The 15,998-nt window shown below is 59.4% G+C and carries 16 protein-coding genes; 9 read left to right on the forward strand and 7 right to left on the reverse strand.

Annotation, left to right across the window (positions count from 1 at the left end):
- Positions 1 to 34: 34 nt before the first annotated feature.
- Both ALO64_RS05905 and ALO64_RS05910 read right to left on the reverse strand, forming a co-directional pair.
- Positions 35 to 469 (reverse strand): DUF2946 domain-containing protein, encoded by a 435-nt coding sequence (locus ALO64_RS05905; protein ID WP_044320604.1) that lies wholly within the window; start codon positions 467 to 469, stop codon positions 35 to 37.
- A gap of 13 nt (positions 470 to 482) precedes the next feature.
- Complete coding sequence (locus ALO64_RS05910) at positions 483 to 944, reverse strand: copper chaperone PCu(A)C (protein WP_002555389.1); 462 nt, start codon at positions 942 to 944, stop codon at positions 483 to 485.
- 144 nt (positions 945 to 1,088) lie between these two features.
- Between ALO64_RS05910 and ALO64_RS05915 the strand changes: the two genes are divergently transcribed.
- Complete coding sequence (locus tag ALO64_RS05915; RefSeq protein ID WP_005732139.1) at positions 1,089 to 1,547, forward strand: REP-associated tyrosine transposase; 459 nt, start codon at positions 1,089 to 1,091, stop codon at positions 1,545 to 1,547.
- Between the two features lie 150 nt (positions 1,548 to 1,697).
- Here ALO64_RS05915 and ALO64_RS05920 read toward each other — a convergent pair whose 3' ends face one another.
- Genes ALO64_RS05920 through ALO64_RS05930 form a run of 3 tightly spaced genes read right to left on the reverse strand, consistent with a single transcriptional unit; the run spans position 1,698 to position 4,728 of the window.
- On the reverse strand, positions 1,698 to 2,417 hold the full coding sequence (locus ALO64_RS05920; protein ID WP_044344144.1) for a cobalt-precorrin-6A reductase: 720 nt from the start codon (positions 2,415 to 2,417) through the stop codon (positions 1,698 to 1,700).
- Positions 2,414 to 3,526, reverse strand: coding sequence for a cobalt-precorrin-5B (C(1))-methyltransferase (locus tag ALO64_RS05925; protein WP_044344143.1), 1,113 nt, complete (start codon positions 3,524 to 3,526; stop codon positions 2,414 to 2,416). Before ALO64_RS05925 ends, ALO64_RS05920 begins: the two co-directional genes overlap by 4 nt.
- The gene (locus tag ALO64_RS05930) at positions 3,526 to 4,728 is read right to left on the reverse strand and encodes a bifunctional cobalt-precorrin-7 (C(5))-methyltransferase/cobalt-precorrin-6B (C(15))-methyltransferase (protein ID WP_044344142.1); all 1,203 of its coding nucleotides are present in this window, start codon (positions 4,726 to 4,728) and stop codon (positions 3,526 to 3,528) included. The genes ALO64_RS05925 and ALO64_RS05930 overlap by 1 nt, the downstream gene beginning before the upstream one ends.
- 125 nt (positions 4,729 to 4,853) lie before the next feature.
- Here ALO64_RS05930 and cobG point away from each other — a divergent pair, with 125 nt between their 5' ends.
- The 8 genes from cobG (at position 4,854) to ALO64_RS05970 (ending at position 12,480) form a co-directional block, all read left to right on the forward strand.
- Positions 4,854 to 6,194, forward strand: coding sequence for a precorrin-3B synthase (gene cobG / locus ALO64_RS05935; protein ID WP_080395775.1), 1,341 nt, complete (start codon positions 4,854 to 4,856; stop codon positions 6,192 to 6,194).
- Entirely contained in the window at positions 6,191 to 6,817 is a 627-nt protein-coding gene (locus ALO64_RS05940; RefSeq protein WP_002555383.1) for a precorrin-8X methylmutase, read from the forward strand. The genes cobG and ALO64_RS05940 overlap by 4 nt, the downstream gene beginning before the upstream one ends.
- Entirely contained in the window at positions 6,814 to 7,548 is a 735-nt protein-coding gene (locus tag ALO64_RS05945) for a precorrin-2 C(20)-methyltransferase (protein ID WP_002555382.1), read from the forward strand. The genes ALO64_RS05940 and ALO64_RS05945 overlap by 4 nt, the downstream gene beginning before the upstream one ends.
- Positions 7,548 to 9,248 carry a precorrin-3B C(17)-methyltransferase gene (cobJ, locus tag ALO64_RS05950; RefSeq protein ID WP_044344140.1) on the forward strand — a complete coding sequence of 567 codons (1,701 nt, stop codon included), beginning with the start codon at positions 7,548 to 7,550 and terminating at the stop codon, positions 9,246 to 9,248. The genes ALO64_RS05945 and cobJ overlap by 1 nt, the downstream gene beginning before the upstream one ends.
- Positions 9,249 to 9,597: 349 nt before the next feature.
- Entirely contained in the window at positions 9,598 to 10,422 is an 825-nt protein-coding gene (locus ALO64_RS05955) for a hypothetical protein (RefSeq protein WP_044320609.1), read from the forward strand.
- A gap of 60 nt (positions 10,423 to 10,482) precedes the next feature.
- Entirely contained in the window at positions 10,483 to 11,181 is a 699-nt protein-coding gene (locus ALO64_RS05960) for a hypothetical protein (RefSeq protein ID WP_044344139.1), read from the forward strand.
- Positions 11,174 to 11,809, forward strand: coding sequence for a hypothetical protein (locus ALO64_RS05965; RefSeq protein ID WP_044344138.1), 636 nt, complete (start codon positions 11,174 to 11,176; stop codon positions 11,807 to 11,809). The genes ALO64_RS05960 and ALO64_RS05965 overlap by 8 nt, the downstream gene beginning before the upstream one ends.
- Positions 11,810 to 11,844: 35 nt before the next feature.
- On the forward strand, positions 11,845 to 12,480 hold the full coding sequence (locus tag ALO64_RS05970; RefSeq protein ID WP_005732153.1) for a hypothetical protein: 636 nt from the start codon (positions 11,845 to 11,847) through the stop codon (positions 12,478 to 12,480).
- Positions 12,481 to 12,486: 6 nt separating this feature from the next.
- Here the strand turns inward: ALO64_RS05970 and ALO64_RS05975 are convergent, their stop codons facing one another.
- Together ALO64_RS05975 and retS are read right to left on the reverse strand one after the other, a co-directional pair.
- Positions 12,487 to 13,083: a MarC family protein gene (locus tag ALO64_RS05975; protein ID WP_044344137.1), complete on the reverse strand. Its 597-nt coding sequence runs from the start codon at positions 13,081 to 13,083 to the stop codon at positions 12,487 to 12,489.
- A gap of 72 nt (positions 13,084 to 13,155) precedes the next feature.
- Positions 13,156 to 15,945 carry a hybrid sensor histidine kinase/response regulator RetS gene (gene retS / locus ALO64_RS05980; RefSeq protein ID WP_002555378.1) on the reverse strand — a complete coding sequence of 930 codons (2,790 nt, stop codon included), beginning with the start codon at positions 15,943 to 15,945 and terminating at the stop codon, positions 13,156 to 13,158.
- Between the last annotated feature and the right edge of the window lie 53 nt (positions 15,946 to 15,998).

Genomic DNA, 15,998 nt, shown 5'->3' on the forward strand with positions numbered 1-15,998 from the left:
CTGCTGCGCGCCGTCGTGGAATCTTTTTTTCGGGTTATGCCGTGGTGAGCGCTGGCGGTGCCCGGCTTCGGGCATTGGGGAATATAGCCTTGTGTGCATGCCCCGGCAGCGGCTGCGAGGCAAAGAAATCACCCGGCCTTGGCGGCGGGGCTGCGACCAGTTCCAGCACATGGGGCAGCGCCGGGCAACTGAATAGCAGTGTGCAATAGCCGCATTTTGCCCACAGCGCGTGATCGCTCATGCCCGCATCGGCAGGCATGGAATGCTCGCCGCCGTGATGGGCGTGGCTGTCTGCCGACATATCCATACTGGCTGGCATGGACATCGACATGCCGGCGTGATGATCCATCGGCATCGACTGGGAAACCAGTGGACCGATAAAGATCATCAACATGGCGAACAGACTCAGCCATGCGCCCCGTTTGTTACGGGTGGCTGATCTGTCGCGAACGCGGCGCAATGTGCTCACTTTGTAAAACGACTCAGTGCTGGTGTTCCGGAGCCTGCTTTTGTACCACGACCTGCACCTCGACATCTCCCGCCTTTTCAAAATGCAGGGTCATCGGGAAGCGTTGGCCGGTGACCAGCTTCGAACGGTCTTTCAGGTCCAGCAGCATCACGTGCCAGGCCATCGGCGCGAAACTCACCTTCGCACCGGCCGGGATGTCGACCGCCTGAACGTGCTGCATCTTCATCAGTCCGTCGGCATGTATATGCTCATGCAACTGCGCTTGCCCGGCGATGGGGCTGTCGACGCTGATCAGACGATCTGCGCTGTCGCCCTTGTTCTCGACAGTGAAATACGCCGCGACCGTCGGCGCATTGGGCGGCAGCTCCATTGACCAGGGATGGCCAATCAGCAACGGCCCAGCCTTGTACTCATGGGCCTGGGCAAAGCAGGCTGGCAGCAGTAATGCGGCCAGCAGGAGTGCGTTTTTGAGCATTGAGGGGGTTCTCCGGAGGTTTTAGAAAAAGAGTGAAGGGCAGCTCGACTGGACATACAAAACACTCAGGTAAACCTTTAAGCACACGCTAAGTGTGCGCGCTTTGTAGAGTCGCTCCCAAGCACGCAGCCATAAGGTGATGGGATGAGTGAGAGGGCAAAGTCGCATCGTTTGCGCATCGGACGGATCTCCGGTACAGGCCAGATTTATCTGGTCACCGCGAAAACACTCCAGAGAAAACCTGCTTTTTCTGACTGGCGCATGGGGCGTCTCTTCGTCGATGAGCTTCGGCAAGTCCAGGAGCAGCAACTGGCCGATTCATTAGCGTGGGTCGTCATGCCGGACCATATTCACTGGCTGCTGCAGTTGAATAGCCACTCGTTATCCAGAGTTGTACAGCGCGTCAAATCGAAAAGCGCGATCACCATAAACAGAGCCAGCGGCTGCAGTGGACCTTTTTGGCAAAGCGGATTCCACGACGTAAGCATCCGCACTGAAGAAAGCCTTTTAAATTTCGCCCGTTATATTGTTGCCAATCCTGTTCGAGCCGGCTTGGTCAAAAGCGTGCGTGATTATCCCTTATGGGACGCAATTTGGCTTTGAAAATAACGACCCTGTGGGAGCGAGCTTGCTCGCGAAGGCGGATTAACGGATCAATTGATTTTCAGCGGCTGTACCGGCCTCTTCGTGAGCAAGCTCACTCCCACTGGCCGGGTTGTTTCACGATTTTCATGAGGACTGAAGACGGTTCATTCACTCCAGCCCCAACGCCTCCAGCACCTCATCCACGCTCCACAAAATCCGATCCACCTCAGGCAACTCCGGGCGTTTCAGGATCAGGACGGGCAGGCCGCGCTCGCGGGCGACTTCAAGCTTGGGTTCGGTGGAGCTGCTGCCACTGTTTTTGCTGATCAGCACATCAATATCGCGTTGTTCAAACAGCTGACGTTCGTCTTTCAGTGCAAACGGGCCGCGCGCGCCGATCACTTCGCAGTGGTCATTGCCGGGGTAGCTGTCCAATGCCCGAAGCGTCCAGAATTGATGCTCCGGAATCTCGTGCAGATGCTGCAAAGGCTCGCGCCCCAGGGTGAACAGTGGGCGCTTGAAGGGCGCCAGTGCCGTGACCAGTTCTGACCAGTCGGCCACTTCGCGCCAGTCATCACCCGCACCAGCCTGCCAGGCAGTGCGACGCAAGGCCCAGCAGGGAATTCCAGTCAGCCGGGCTGCACATGCAGCGTTGCGGCTGATTTGCGCGGCATACGGATGGGTAGCGTCCAGCAGCAAGTCGACGCCCTGGTCACGAATGTATTGCGCCATGCCCTCTGCGCCGCCATAGCCGCCAACTTTCAACTGACAGGCCAGATCTGCCGGCACTCGACCCACACCTGCCAGGCTATAGATGTGCTCAGGCCCGAGCCTGCGTGCAATCGCCAGCGCTTCGGTAATGCCGCCCAACAGCAGAATTCGTTTCATGTGTGTTCCTTCGATAACGCAACGCCCGCCTGACCGACGATACCGCCCTGACGGTCTATGGCGAACACTTCGACCTGAACCTGTGCAGGCACCACGCTGCGGGCAAAAGCCAGCGCATGACGACACACCTCATCGCCCAGCGGCACGCCCGCCGTTGCGCACATCGCCAGCGCCTGCTGGCTGGTATTGGCATCGCGAACACGTTGTTGCAGGTCTGCGTCCGCGCCGACATCCGCCGCCCACAGCGCCAGTTGCGGCAGGTCGATGCTCGAATGGCGGCTGTGCAGATCCATGTGGCCTGCGGCCAGTTTGCTGATCTTGCCGAAGCCACCGCACAGGCTCAACTTATCCACAGGCACCTTGCGCAGGTGCTTGAGCACTGCACCGACGAAATCGCCCATTTCGATCAGGGCGGTATCCGGGATGTTGTACACGCGGCGCATGGTGTCTTCGCTGGCGTTGCCGGTGCAGGCGGCAATATGCCGATAGCCGTTGGTGGTGGCGACGTCGATGCCCTGATGGATCGACGCGATGTAAGCTGCGCAGGAGAAGGGCCGGACAATCCCGCTGGTGCCGAGAATCGACAGTCCGCCGAGAATACCGAGGCGCGGATTCATGGTTTTGAGCGCCAGCGCTTCGCCGTCCTCGACGCCAATCGTAACCTCGAAACCACCGCTGTAGCCGAGTTCTTCCGCCAGCTGCAGCAAGTGTTCGGTCATCATGCGTCGAGGCACCGGGTTGATGGCGGGCTCGCCCACCGCCAACACCAGGCCGGGGCGGGTCACGCTGCCTACACCTGCGCCTGCCACGAAGCGCACGCCGGGTGCCATTTCCAGCCTGACGCGCGCAAACACCAGCGCGCCGTGAGTAACGTCGGGATCGTCCCCGGCATCCTTGAGTGTTCCGGCTTCGGCGAAGTTATCCACAAGGCGGCAGAATTCCAGGCGCATCTGCACCTGTTTGCCCTTGGGCAACACAATCTCTACCGCATCGCTGATTTGCCCGCGGAGTAACAGCCGCGCTGCCGCGAGGCTGGTTGCTGTGGCGCAGCTGCCGGTGGTCAGGCCACTGCGCAGCGGAGCAGGCTGTTCGGCGGTTTCTTCGCGCATCAGGGTTTGACTACATCCAGCAGAGTGATCGGCAAGGCCTGACGCCACGTATCGAACCCGCCAAGAGGCTGAGCATGGGCGACGTGAATACGCGTCAGTTCGCCGCCATGCCGCTCGCGCCAGGCCATGAGTGCAGCCTCGCTTTGCAGGGTTACTGCATTGGCGACCAGCCGCCCACCGGAGCGCAGCTGCTCCCAGCAGGTTTCCAGCACGCCGATATGGGTCACGCCACCGCCGATGAAAATCGCATCCGGACGCTCCAGACCGCTCAGCGCCTGTGGCGCGCTGCCACGGACCAATTTCAGGCCCGGCACGCCCAACGCATCGCGATTGAATTCGATCAGTTGCTGACGGCCTTCGTCCGCTTCTATGGCCATCGCCCGGCAGGTCGGGTGCGCGCGCATCCATTCGATGCCGATGGAGCCGCAGCCCGCGCCGACGTCCCAAAGCAGTTCACCCGGCACCGGAGCAAGGCGGGCAAGGGTGATCGCCCGCACGTCGCGTTTGGTCAACTGGCCGTCATGCTCGAAAGCGCTGTCTGGCAAACCGGCCACTGTACTCAGGCGAATGGCGCTGGCGTCGGCGCGACAATCGACGGCAACCAGGTTCAGTGCAGCGATCTCGGGATTGCCCCATTCACTGGCCAGCCCCTCGACGCGCCGTTCGGCTTCACCTCCCAGATGCTCCAGGACCGTCATGCGGCTAGGGCCAAAGCCTCGTTCGCGCAGCAAACCGGCAATCACTGCGGGGCTGCTGCCATCATTGCTCAGCACCAGCAGACGTACGCCATGATGGAAATGAGCGTTCAATGCGGCTACCGGACGGGCAACCACTGACAAGGTAACGACTTCCTGCAACGGCCAGCCCAGACGAGCGGCGGCCAGAGAGTAAGAAGAAGGGGCGGGCAGAATACGCATTTCGTCGATGGCGACTACGCGTGCCAGGCTGGCGCCGACGCCGAACAGCATCGGATCGCCACTGGCCAGTACGCAGATTTCGGCACCGCGCTGTTCCAGCACCGGGTTCATCGAAAATGGACTCGGCCATGCACGCCGCTCGGCGCGAATGCACGGCGGCAGCAATGCCAGCTGGCGCGGACCGCCGAACACCTGATCAGCGTGCAGCAGAGCGTGCCGGGCGTTCTTGCCCAGGCCCTTGTAACCGTCTTCTCCGATTCCCACGACTGTCAGCCACGGCGACATGTACCTACCTCAATCCGAACTTCCGACAGAGCGCCTTTTCATGCCTGCGGACAAAGCAGGCATAATACCGCGCCCGACGGGGTACAAGTGCTCTAATCCACGTCCAGTTCATACCGGGTGATCCATTGAACGAGCCGCAGTCCGCTCGCACATCCTCTGCAACGCTACGCCCCTCGGCCTGTCCGGGGTTGCTGCGTATCGTCCCGGCACTGGACGGCGGGATCTGCCGGATCAAGCTGGCGGGCGGGGTCATCAGCAGTGTGCAGGCAATAGCGGTTGCAGAGGCTGCGCAGACTTATGCACAGGGCGTTATCGAAGCCACCAACCGCGCCAACCTGCAAATTCGCGGCATCGGCGCTGATCACGATGGGTTGATCAAGGCATTGATGGCGGCAGGACTCGGCCCGGCCAACCCTGCCAGTGACGATGTGCGCAACCTGATGCTCAGCCCGACCGCGGGGCTGGATTCGCGCATGCTGTTCGATGCCCGACCGTTGGCGGCGCAGGTTCTCGATGCGCTGGAAAATCACCCGCGCTTCCATGAGCTGTCACCCAAATTTGCGTTGTCGCTGGATGCTGGTGAAGCGCTGGTGATGCTCGAACACGCGCATGATGTGTGGCTGTCGGCGCTGAACCTCGACGGCGAAGTGCTGCTGGCGTTCGGGCTGGCCGGTTGCCCGGCCAATGATCGACCGCTGGCCGCTGTGCCGCTGGCGGCTGGAGAAACGCTGGTTGTCGGGTTGCTGGAATTGTTCCTCGATCTGGCCCGCCCGGAGCACACCCGGATGCGGCATCTGCTGGCCGAGGTGTCGACCGACGATTTGTTGCGCGAGCTTTCTACCCGGCTGGACTGCGCGTTGCGGGTGGATCAAGCCGTCACCGGCTGGCAGCGCCCGGCCATTCAGGGCAATCGGCATATCGGTATTTATCCACAGGCCGAGCCTGCGCGGGTTGCGGTGGGGGCGGTGGTTCCGCTGGGGCGTCTTGATGCCGCCACGCTCGCCATCGTCGCGCAACTGGCAGAAGAGCAGGGCGACGGCACTTTGCGCCTGACGCCCTGGCAGAGCCTGCTGTTGCCCAATGTGCCGGTCGAGCGCGCTGCAACAGTGATGACGGCGTTGCAGGCCGCGGGTCTGATCTGTTCGGCCGAACAGCCACTGGCGCAGATGGTGGCGTGTACCGGTTCTGCCGGCTGTGCAAAAGGGCTGGCCGATACCAAGGCTGATGCGCTGCAACTGGCTACCGGCCTTGTTGCCAGTCAGGCCGTTCATTTAAGCGGTTGCACGCGTTCCTGCGCTGCTGCTCACGTAGCGCCGGTAACCTTGCTGGCCGTTTCGCCCGGCCGTTACGACCTTTATTTTCGCGACGCAGCGCATGCCGGTTTCGGTGTGCTGCGCGCGCGTGACCTTACTATTGAAGCAGTCGGTGCGCAGTTGAACGCCGACTCACGGAGCAACATTGCATGATTGATTACATCCGCGATGGTCAGGAGATATATCGCAACTCCTTCTCGATCATTCGCGCCGAAGCGCGCCTGGACACGATCCCCGCCGACCTGGAAAAACTCGCCGTGCGCGTGATCCATGCCTGCGGGATGGTCGAAGTCATTGAAGACCTGCGCTTCTCGCCGGGTGCCGGTACGGCCGGGCGCAATGCCCTGGCCGCCGGTGCACCGATCCTCTGCGACGCACGCATGGTCTCAGAAGGCATCACCCGTACCCGGCTGCCCGCCAACAACCAGATCATCTGCACATTGCACGATGAAGGTGTGCGGGAAATGGCGCTCGAACTGGGCAATACGCGCTCTGCGGTGGCGCTGGAGCTGTGGCGTCCGTACCTGGAAGGCAGCGTAGTGGTCATCGGCAATGCGCCGACTGCGCTGTTCTATCTGCTCGAAATGCTCGATGCAGGCGCGCCGAAACCAGCGCTGATTCTCGGCTTTCCGGTTGGCTTTGTCGGCGCTGCCGAGTCCAAGGCCATGCTTGCCGCAGACAGCCGTGGCGTGCCATTTGTGATCATGCAGGGTCGTCGTGGCGGCAGCGCCATGGCCGTGGCCGCTGTCAATGCACTGGCCACGGAGATCGAATGATGCAGGCACGCGGTCGATTGATTGGCCTGGGCGTCGGCCCCGGCGACCCGGAGCTGATTACCGTCAAGGCGCTGCGCCTGCTGCGGGAGTCGCCTGTGGTGGCGTACTTCGTGGCCAAGGGTAAAAAGGGCAACGCATTCGGCATTATCGAAGCGCACTTGCAGGACGTTCAAACGTTGATGCCACTGGTCTACCCGGTCACCACCGAAGCCTTGCCAGCGCCGCTGTCCTACGAAAAAGTCATCAGCGACTTCTACGACGAGTCCAGCCTGCACATTGCGGCGCACCTGAACGCCGGGCGCGATGTCGCGGTGATCTGCGAAGGCGACCCGTTCTTCTACGGTTCCTACATGTACCTGCACGACCGCCTGGCCGAGCGCTACGAGGCGCAAGTGATTCCGGGTGTGTGTTCGATGCTCGGTGGCGCTTCGGTACTGGGCGCGCCGCTGGTGTATCGCAACCAGAGCCTGTCGGTGCTGTCCGGCGTGCTGTCCCACGAGGACCTGAAACGCAAGCTGGCTGATGCCGATGCAGCAGTGATCATGAAACTGGGACGCAACTTCCACAAGGTCCGTGAAGTGCTGACCGAACTGGGCATGGCCGGGCGTGCGCTGTATGTCGAGCGCGCAACCATGGCCAACCAGAAAATCGTCCCGCTGGATCAGGTAGACCCGATGTCTTCGCCGTATTTTTCGCTGATTATCGTTCCGGGTGACAGGTGGCAAGGCTGATGACTCTCAACATTCCGGCCATCGTCATTCTCGGCAATGGCAGCCTGGCTACCGCGCGGCGCATTCAGCAGCTGTTTCCCGATGCGCAGATTCATGGCCTGGCCGAGCGTGTGCAGAACGCTGACATTACCTACAGCGAATTCGGTAGCACGCTGCGTCAGTTGTATCAGCAAAACACCCCTATTATCGCCCTGTGTGCCGCTGGCATAGTGATTCGCACCCTGGCCCCGCTGCTGTTGGAGAAGGGCGTCGAGCCGCCGGTACTCGCCGTAGCTGAGGACGGTAGTGCAGTGGTGCCACTGCTTGGTGGCCTGGGCGGGGTCAATGTCATGGCGCGCAGCATTGCCAACGGGCTTGGCGTTGCACCGGCAATCACCACCAGCGGCGAATTGCGCTTCGGCACCTGCCTGCTCAACCCGCCCAGCGGCTATGCACTGGGCGACCTGGAGCTGGGCAAGCGTTTTGTTTCCGACTTGCTCTCCGGCGAACCGGTGCGCATTGAAGGCGAGGCACCCTGGCTGGAGCGAGCGCAACTGCCCGAAGACCCGCAGGCTGAGCTGACGATTCATGTCGGCTGCGCCCTACGTGAGCCCGCTCCCCATGAATTACTGATCTACCCGCGCAGTGTACTGGTCGCCGTCAGCGAAATAACCGCTGAACTGGCTATGCGGGTCCGCTCGGCGTTGCACGACGCAAGCATTGCCGAGCAATCCCTGGCTTGCCTGCTGGCCAGCGAAGAGCAGATGGCCAATGCGCAGTTGCATCAGGCAGCCAGCGAGCTGGGCGTCCCGGTGCGCTTCGACAAGGCTGGGGCGGCCAGCGAAATGGCCTCCCGCTGCGTGCCGCAACGGTTGCCGCCACTCAGCATCGACGACATGGCGATTGCCGTCGCGACTCAACCGCTGGATGTGCAGAACATCGGCCGTGGGCGTGGCCGGCTTGCAGTCATCGGCCTGGGCCCCGGCGCAGCGGACCTTATGGTGCCTGCCGTCAAGGCTGAACTGGCACGCGCCAATGATGTGCTGGGTTACGAAACCTACGTGCGCATGGCCGGGCCGTTTCGTGCCGATCAGGTACTGCATTGCACCGACAATCGCGAAGAAATGCTGCGTGCCCGGCATGCCTTCGAACTGGCCGCGCAAGGTCGTTCGGTGGTTGTGGTGTCGTCCGGTGATCCGGGCGTGTTCGCCATGGCCTCGGCAGTGCTTGAAGCGCTGCACGAGTCCGGCAACCCGCACTGGCACTCGGTCGAGCTGGAGATTCTCCCGGGTGTCTCGGCTTCTCTGGCAACCGCCGCTCAGGCTGGTGCGGCGTTGGGGCATGATTTCTGTGTGTTGTCGCTGTCCGATAACCTCAAGCCTTGGGAGATCATCGAAAAGCGTCTGGACCTTGCCTGTCAGGCAGACCTTGCGCTGGCCTTCTACAACCCGACTTCCCGTTCACGACCCTGGCAACTGGGGCGTGCGCTGGAGATAGTTCGCCAGCACCGCACTCCTGAAACGCCCGTCACGCTTGGGCGCGACATCGGTCGTCCTGGCCAGACACTGCGCGTCATTACGCTGGGTGAACTGACGCCGGAGCAGGTGGACATGCGAACCATGGTGCTGATCGGCTCTTCCCTGACCTGCACCTTTCCTCGCAACGAAGGCGGCAATTGGGTCTACACGCCCCGCTGGTATGGCGCGAAACCTACAGCCTGAGCCCATAGGCTTGTCGTACCTGTATCGAATTTACTGTGGGAAAGTGCTGAAACCTCTGCGTATCAACAGGCATTCAGGCCGAGTTTTCGGCCTGGCTGCTTGCGCGAACGGATGTTCTTCAAGTTGCCAGGCTTGTGGCTTTTTTCTCTGTCCTGCCACGGATTTTTCTTTCGCCCGCTGTTTACCGAGGGCTGAGCACAGCTTGAGTTTTGCGCGCGCCATCGAGTGTTGCCGCGGCAGTTGAAAAAGCCATCAATAGACCGCTCGAAAGTGCCGGAAAAACGGCCTGATTTATTTGATTAGTCTCGTATCTGTCCACAAGGACTCACGAATTAAAGGACTAAATGAAATGAAACAGGACAATACGATGAGCATGACCGACAACCTTGATTACATTGCCGCTTGTGAGCTGGCTGAATGCCCTGCTTCGTCCATCGCCCACGCAGCAGCCATAAAGCCTGAATTGCTTCTGGCCAGTGACGAGACTGACTTTGACCCAGGCGATGAAGCTGCCAAGGGTGCTGTGGTTGCAAGCAGTCTGCTGGCATTTGCCGAGGGCGTTTCGCGGCAGAGCAAGCAAGACGTCATGGACTCCTTTCTGTTTGCCACCCTTGTGGCCAACAAGGCGTTCAGCCCTGAAACCCAGGGTGATCAGTGGTACGACAAATTCAACGAAGTACTCTCGAAGGTTGGCTGGCTTTCCACCCATTGGAACTATGCCCGCTATCGTGCTACCCAGCAGCGTTTCACCATGGACGAAGTCGGCCTTGAGATCCTTGGCTCGGCTGTTGCGGCTGCCGCTTTGCCTGGGCCTGCATCGCTGCTGATGCTCAAGGTCGCTGCGGATGCAATCGCTGCACTGAAAGCTAAAAAAGAGCCTCTGCGCCTGTTTGAAGGCCAGACAAAAACCCACCGCGGAGGCAGTTTCCGTATTGCCTCGTGCATCGAGTCCGATGACAAGACCGTGACTCTGTCCATGGGCGCGGTCAGCTTCCAGACCGACAGTGATGTCACCAATGTCCTGTTCTGGGAGTGGCAGGACACAAACGTTGAAACCTGGAAAGGCGAGGACAACCTGGTGCTCAACACGAGCCTGTATTCGCGCCATCGCGACCTGATCCAGCAAAAGCTGAGCGACAACGCCAAGAGCGCGATCGAAGAGTTTGAAATCTGATCGGGTTATTTGCGGAGGCACGGGTTGCCTCCGCTTTCGGGATAAAAAGGAATTTCTCCCATGAAGCAGGAATTGGATGCCGCAGTCGTCAATGCCGGCTGTTTGCTGTTTTTCCCCACGTCGCAGCAGGTCGCGCCGAAAAACGATGTGCTGGACTCGATGCTGTATGTGCAGTTGGCAGCATCGAAGCAGCACCCCAGGTTCGCCGAGTTCGGAAAATGGAATGAAACCCGCCTTGCTGCGGCTCTGCGTTTCGGCTGGGTGCTGAATGCCAGCGAACACGTCAGCGAGCCTTTGCCGGTAGATGCTGTCCGAACCGTATGGGGTTGCCTCGAGCGTGCCCTTGCACCGTCAGTGTCAGCGCAGACCCTGCAGGACGCAGGAACATTGATGCGTAAAGTGTGCAAGCAATCGGCTCATAACACGGCGCTTCAGTTGCTGCGTAGCCAGACGGTACAGAGCGGTTTGAATCATGCGGGAAAATTGCAGGTCGGCGTAGTCCTGCAACTGGGGTTCTTCGACGATCAGCACAACCTGACGCTGGCGCAGCTTCAGTTCGCCACACGTCAGCCGTTGCCATCCGGTTTTCTTTTCGAAGTACTCGAACCGCAAAGTGTCTACGGCAACATCGCTGTGACCGTTTATAAAATGCAATTGATTGAACAGGTCTATTCGCAGTTTCGCGATGACATCGACACGGCGTTGTCGAGCAGGCGTCCCGGCATGATCATGTCGCTTGGGGAAACGCCTTATGTCTGATCTGGATGAGACCCTGCTGGCAGGGGCCAATCTCCTGTCGTTCGCCCGTAACGTCGAGCCCGGTTTGCGTCAGGACGTACAGGACTGTCTGCATCACGCGAAACTTGTCGCCGATGACCAGCATTCCCCGCGCATGGCCTGGCGTTCATGGCTGGACGCTTACCAGCAAGCCATTCTTGCAACGGGTGGACGGCGCAGCGCGGTGATTAACGACGTGCGCTTGAGAATTCACAGTTTCAGGGACATTGGCAAATTGCAGCTTCCAATGGTCAATAACTCCGTCGAGCTTCGCCGGCCCTATCGCAGCTCACTCGACAGGCTGCTGAGCAGTAACCATGCGAAGACATTTTTCAGCAGCTGGTTTACGTCTGGACGTTCTGAAAGCTTTCAACTCATGCCTTGTGCAATGCACAGCGAAGACGAGGTGATGATCCTGTTGTGCAGCCTGCAGATGACCACCGTTGCGTCGAGGCCAGCGCTTTATTTCTGGCAGATTCTTGGCGGAGAAATGCAAGTACATGCTGTTGGTACTGCGTTTCGGTTCAGTCGCAAGAGCTTCGAACCTTTTCGCCAGACTGTTCAGGACATGCTGGCTGATCGTGCTGCCGCTGAAATCATCAATTTATAACGACGGTCAAGTTCCCATGGAAGGGAGTTACTCAAATGAAAGCAGGCACAGGCAATGCGGCGTATCTGGGCGATATCCCCAGTATGGTGACGTTTCTTCCGGGGCTTACAAGTGAGGAGCGCACGGACATTCAGGATGTACTTCTGGATGCGCAGTTGTTCGCAGGTAAGCAGCTTGATTTCAAGACGCAGTGGAGCAGTTGGATGCATTACTACCGCAGCCGGCTCAAGACACGTGGCATACAGCAAAAAGGCGTGGTTCTGGGCGACTCACTGGTCGTAAGCAATGTCGATGATTTGTTACAGGCGACCTTCAAGGTCAGCAGTCCAGCGGACCGCAAGCGCCTTGGCGGCATGGTGCAGCGCGCTGTCGCAGCATTGGGAGTGAATCAGGCGGCAGAGTCTTACTTTAAAAACGGCTTTGAACAAGGCCGTCTGGGCAGCTTCCAGGTAGTGCCCTGCGAGAAGTATGAACCTGATCGGGTACTTCTGTTGCTGTGCAGTCTGCATCTGAGCGTGGACGAGCACGCGGCAGGTAGCCGACGGCTGCTGTTTCACTTCAAGGGCGGCAGTTACACCTTTGACCGCAAGATTTACGCCGCACATCGTAATGATGTAACGCGGTATCTGGACGGCAGGGCGCAAGGGCTGGTGCGGGCTGCACGTATCTGAGTTGTATCAGGGCAGCAGATAGCCCCTTATACCGCTAAAGATGATTTGTGCCGCCAACGCACAGACGAACAACCCCATCAGGCGGCTGACAATCTGCAAACCCTGATCGCCCAGGATACGTTCGATACGGTTGGAGAGGTAAAGCACCACGCCAACCGTGAGGCTGGCCAGTGCAATACTCAGGATGGCAGTGAGTTTGTCATCCCAATGAGGCTGACTGACGCCCATGACCAGTAGCGCACCGATGGTGCCGGGGCCGACGGTAAGGGGAATGGTCAGCGGAACAATGGTCACATCCTGCTGGATATTATCGGTCTGGACGGCTGATTTGCCTTGGGCCATACCCAGCGCGGATATGAACAGCACGCTGCCAGCCCCAATCCTGAAGGCATCGACCGTGATTCCGAATACATCGAAAATCACTCTACCGAACAGATACAGCAAGATGCTGGAAATCAGTGTCGCCAGCGCTACCTTCCAGGCCAGACGCCGCTGTTCCTTGCGCGAGTGACCGCGGGTCAGGCTGATGAAGCAGGAAAGAACGAAAAACGGGCTGTAAAGCACCAGCATTTTCAGATAGACGCTGAACAACACGTGAAGCATGGCTTCGACTCACAGCAGCAGGTGGATGGCAGCGCCAGTCTATCAGGCCACTGTGTGCCTTTCCCGTTGCTGTCAGTTTCTTCGATACTGCTCACCGTCCGAAGGCAGTCCGCGAGCCTTGTCGCGGTGTGCTACCCAGTGTTCGACCAGTTCGCGCAGTTGCGACAGCTCGATAGGTTTGGCCATGTGACCGTCCATACCTGCCTGGCGTGCACGATCCTTGTGTTCAGTGAGAATATGCGCAGTCAGTGCAACGACCGGTGTGCGCACCCGCTGATTGCCGACTTCCCAGGCACGCAATTGCTCGGTTGCCGAGAAACCGTCGAGTATCGGCATTTCACAGTCCATCAGTACCAGGTCATAACGCTGCGCCTTCATGGCACGCAGCGCTTCTTCGCCGTTGCTCGCCGTATCGGGATTCAGGTTGAGCTTGCCGAGCATGCCGCGGATCACTTTGGTCGAAATGCTGTTGTCTTCGGCTACCAGAATCCGGAAGTCGCCCGGTACGCTGACCGGCGTATTGATGACCGGGCCAGGCTTTTGTGCAGCAACGCCCTTGTTCAACTGGGTCAGTTCATCTGCCAGCGTCGTCTTGAGCGTGTAGCCCGCCACCGGTTTGGCCAGAATGCGCTTGATACCGGAGTTGCGAGCAATGATCTTGCTTGGGGCATTGCTGATACCGGTAAGCATGATCAACAGAATGTCATGATTCAGACTTGGGTCTTCCTTGATCTTGGCGGCCAGTTGCATGCCGGTCATGCCGGGCATGTTCTGGTCGAGCAGGACCACATCGAAATAGTCGCGCAGATGCGCCTTGGTCCGCAGCAAGGCCAGTGCCTCCTTGCCGGACGCCACTGCACTGACATTCAGGCCCCAGGCGCTGCATTGCTGGACCAGCACCTTGCGGCAGGTATCGTTGTCGTCAACCACCAGCACTCTGGCATCTTTCAGCGGGCTGTCCAGATCGATGGTCGGCTGCTCCAGCAGCTTTGCGTCCAGCGGCAGGTTCAGCCATAACGTGTTGCCCTGGGTGCCGCTGTTCTGAATACCGAATTCACCGTCCATCAGGATGATCAACTGGCGGGCGATGACCAGCCCCAGGTGACCACCGAGCCTGCTGCTGGCCAGGAAGTTCCGGCTGTGCAGTTCGGCGTGCAGCAACTCTTCACGTTCTTCGTCGGAAAGCGATTCACCGCTGTCCTGCACCGAAATACGCAAACGCGTCTTTCCGTTTTTCGAAGACTCAAGGGCGACGGCCAGAAGAATTTCACCTTCGTCAGTCTTCTTCAGGGCATTTTCCAGAAGGCTCAACAGCGTCTGGCGCAGGCGAGTCGGGTCACCATTGATAACCCGTGGCACCTGGGGCTGGATCTGGCTGATCAGCTCGACCTGCTGCTGCTCGGCCTTGGCGCGGAAGATGTTCAGGCAGTCCTCGACCAGCGCGCCGATGTCGAACTGCACATCGTCCAGTTCTATCTGCCCTGACTCGAGCTTGGTGATGTCCAGAATCTCGTTGATCAGCGTCAGCAGTTCGTTACCGGCACTGTGAATGGTCTGCACATAGTCGCGCTGCTTGACTGACAGCGGCGTACCGAGCAGCAGTTCGGTCATGCCCAGCACGCCATTCATGGGGGTGCGAATCTCGTGACTGATCTTGGCCAGAAATTCGGCTTTGGCGTTGATTTCGGCGGTACTCGCAGCCTGATCACGGCTGAGGCTGAAGCGGTCTTCGGTGATGCTGCGATGGCGTTCGCTAAGGGCCAGGCTCATCGACAGACCGCTGATGCAGAACACGCTGAGCAGCGCGAGTATCAGCCACTGTGGCGGCACCAGACTCAGCCACAGCAGGCCCGGCAGAACCACCATGTAACCAATGTTGAAAATGATCATCCCGAGGACAAACAGACGCGCCGAACGATAGCCTTTCTGCCAGTGCCACATCGACACCGCCAGAATGCTCAACGTCGTCAACGAGACCAGGCCGAAAGTCAGAATATTGATCGGCAGTCTGTCGTCCAGCAGTACCAGCACAGTACCGATGCCCATGAGCACGGCGTTGCCCAGCAATAGACGATCCAGTTTGCGGGCGTTGCGATGGACGAAGAAGCAGTAGGTGTAGATCAGGCCTGCGACAGCCGCCAGCAACAGCGCAATGTGCGCACTGGGAGTCTGTGCGATATTCCACGGGTCAATCGGTCGCAGCAGGTTAAGCAGCAACAGGGCACTGAGCCCGAGCAGTGCTTCACAGGCGGCGAGCCATAGATTGCTACGCGAACGTGTATGCCCGTAGCGCGTCAGGTTCTGCACAATGAGCATCGACAGCGCACCGAAAAGCAGCCCGAACAGGAACGGCTCGGTCTCGTCGGCGGCGCTTTTGATGGCCGGCTCCAGGGTAATGCTGGGGCGCATTTTCTGGGTGGAGACCAGCTTCAGGTAGATATCCAGCGTGTTCGAACTCTGCGGGATCGGCAGCAGGAAATCGTTCGAAGGCAGACGCTGATCTTCCTTGGGCACCTCGTTGCCGGTGCGCAGGTGATCAATCTGTTGATCGCCATCCATGACATACATGTCCGCGCTGGCGAGGTCCGGAGCGAAGATGCGCAGAAGCTGCTCGTGCTGGGTAGGCAGCATGCGGTAATGCAGCCATACCGCACTGTCACGTTCCGCTGCAGTGACTCGTTCCAGCTCGGTAGGACTGAATTGATTCTGATAGCGCGCCGAACGAATTTCATCCAGCGTCAGGTGAGCCTTTTCGTCGAGCAGCGTCGACCAACCTGCGCCATGCTCGGCCTGTGCCGAAAGCATGAACAGCAGGGTCAGCAGCCCAGCGATTGAGGCTATGGCAATCCTGAGCCAGCGCACAATGAAATCCCTTCGTGAGTGAATGCCTGGTAAAACCGCGAATGCCGGTTCAA

Origin of the sequence: Pseudomonas meliae, from assembly GCF_001400515.1 — a bacterium.
Lineage (GTDB): Bacteria > Pseudomonadota > Gammaproteobacteria > Pseudomonadales > Pseudomonadaceae > Aquipseudomonas > Aquipseudomonas amygdali.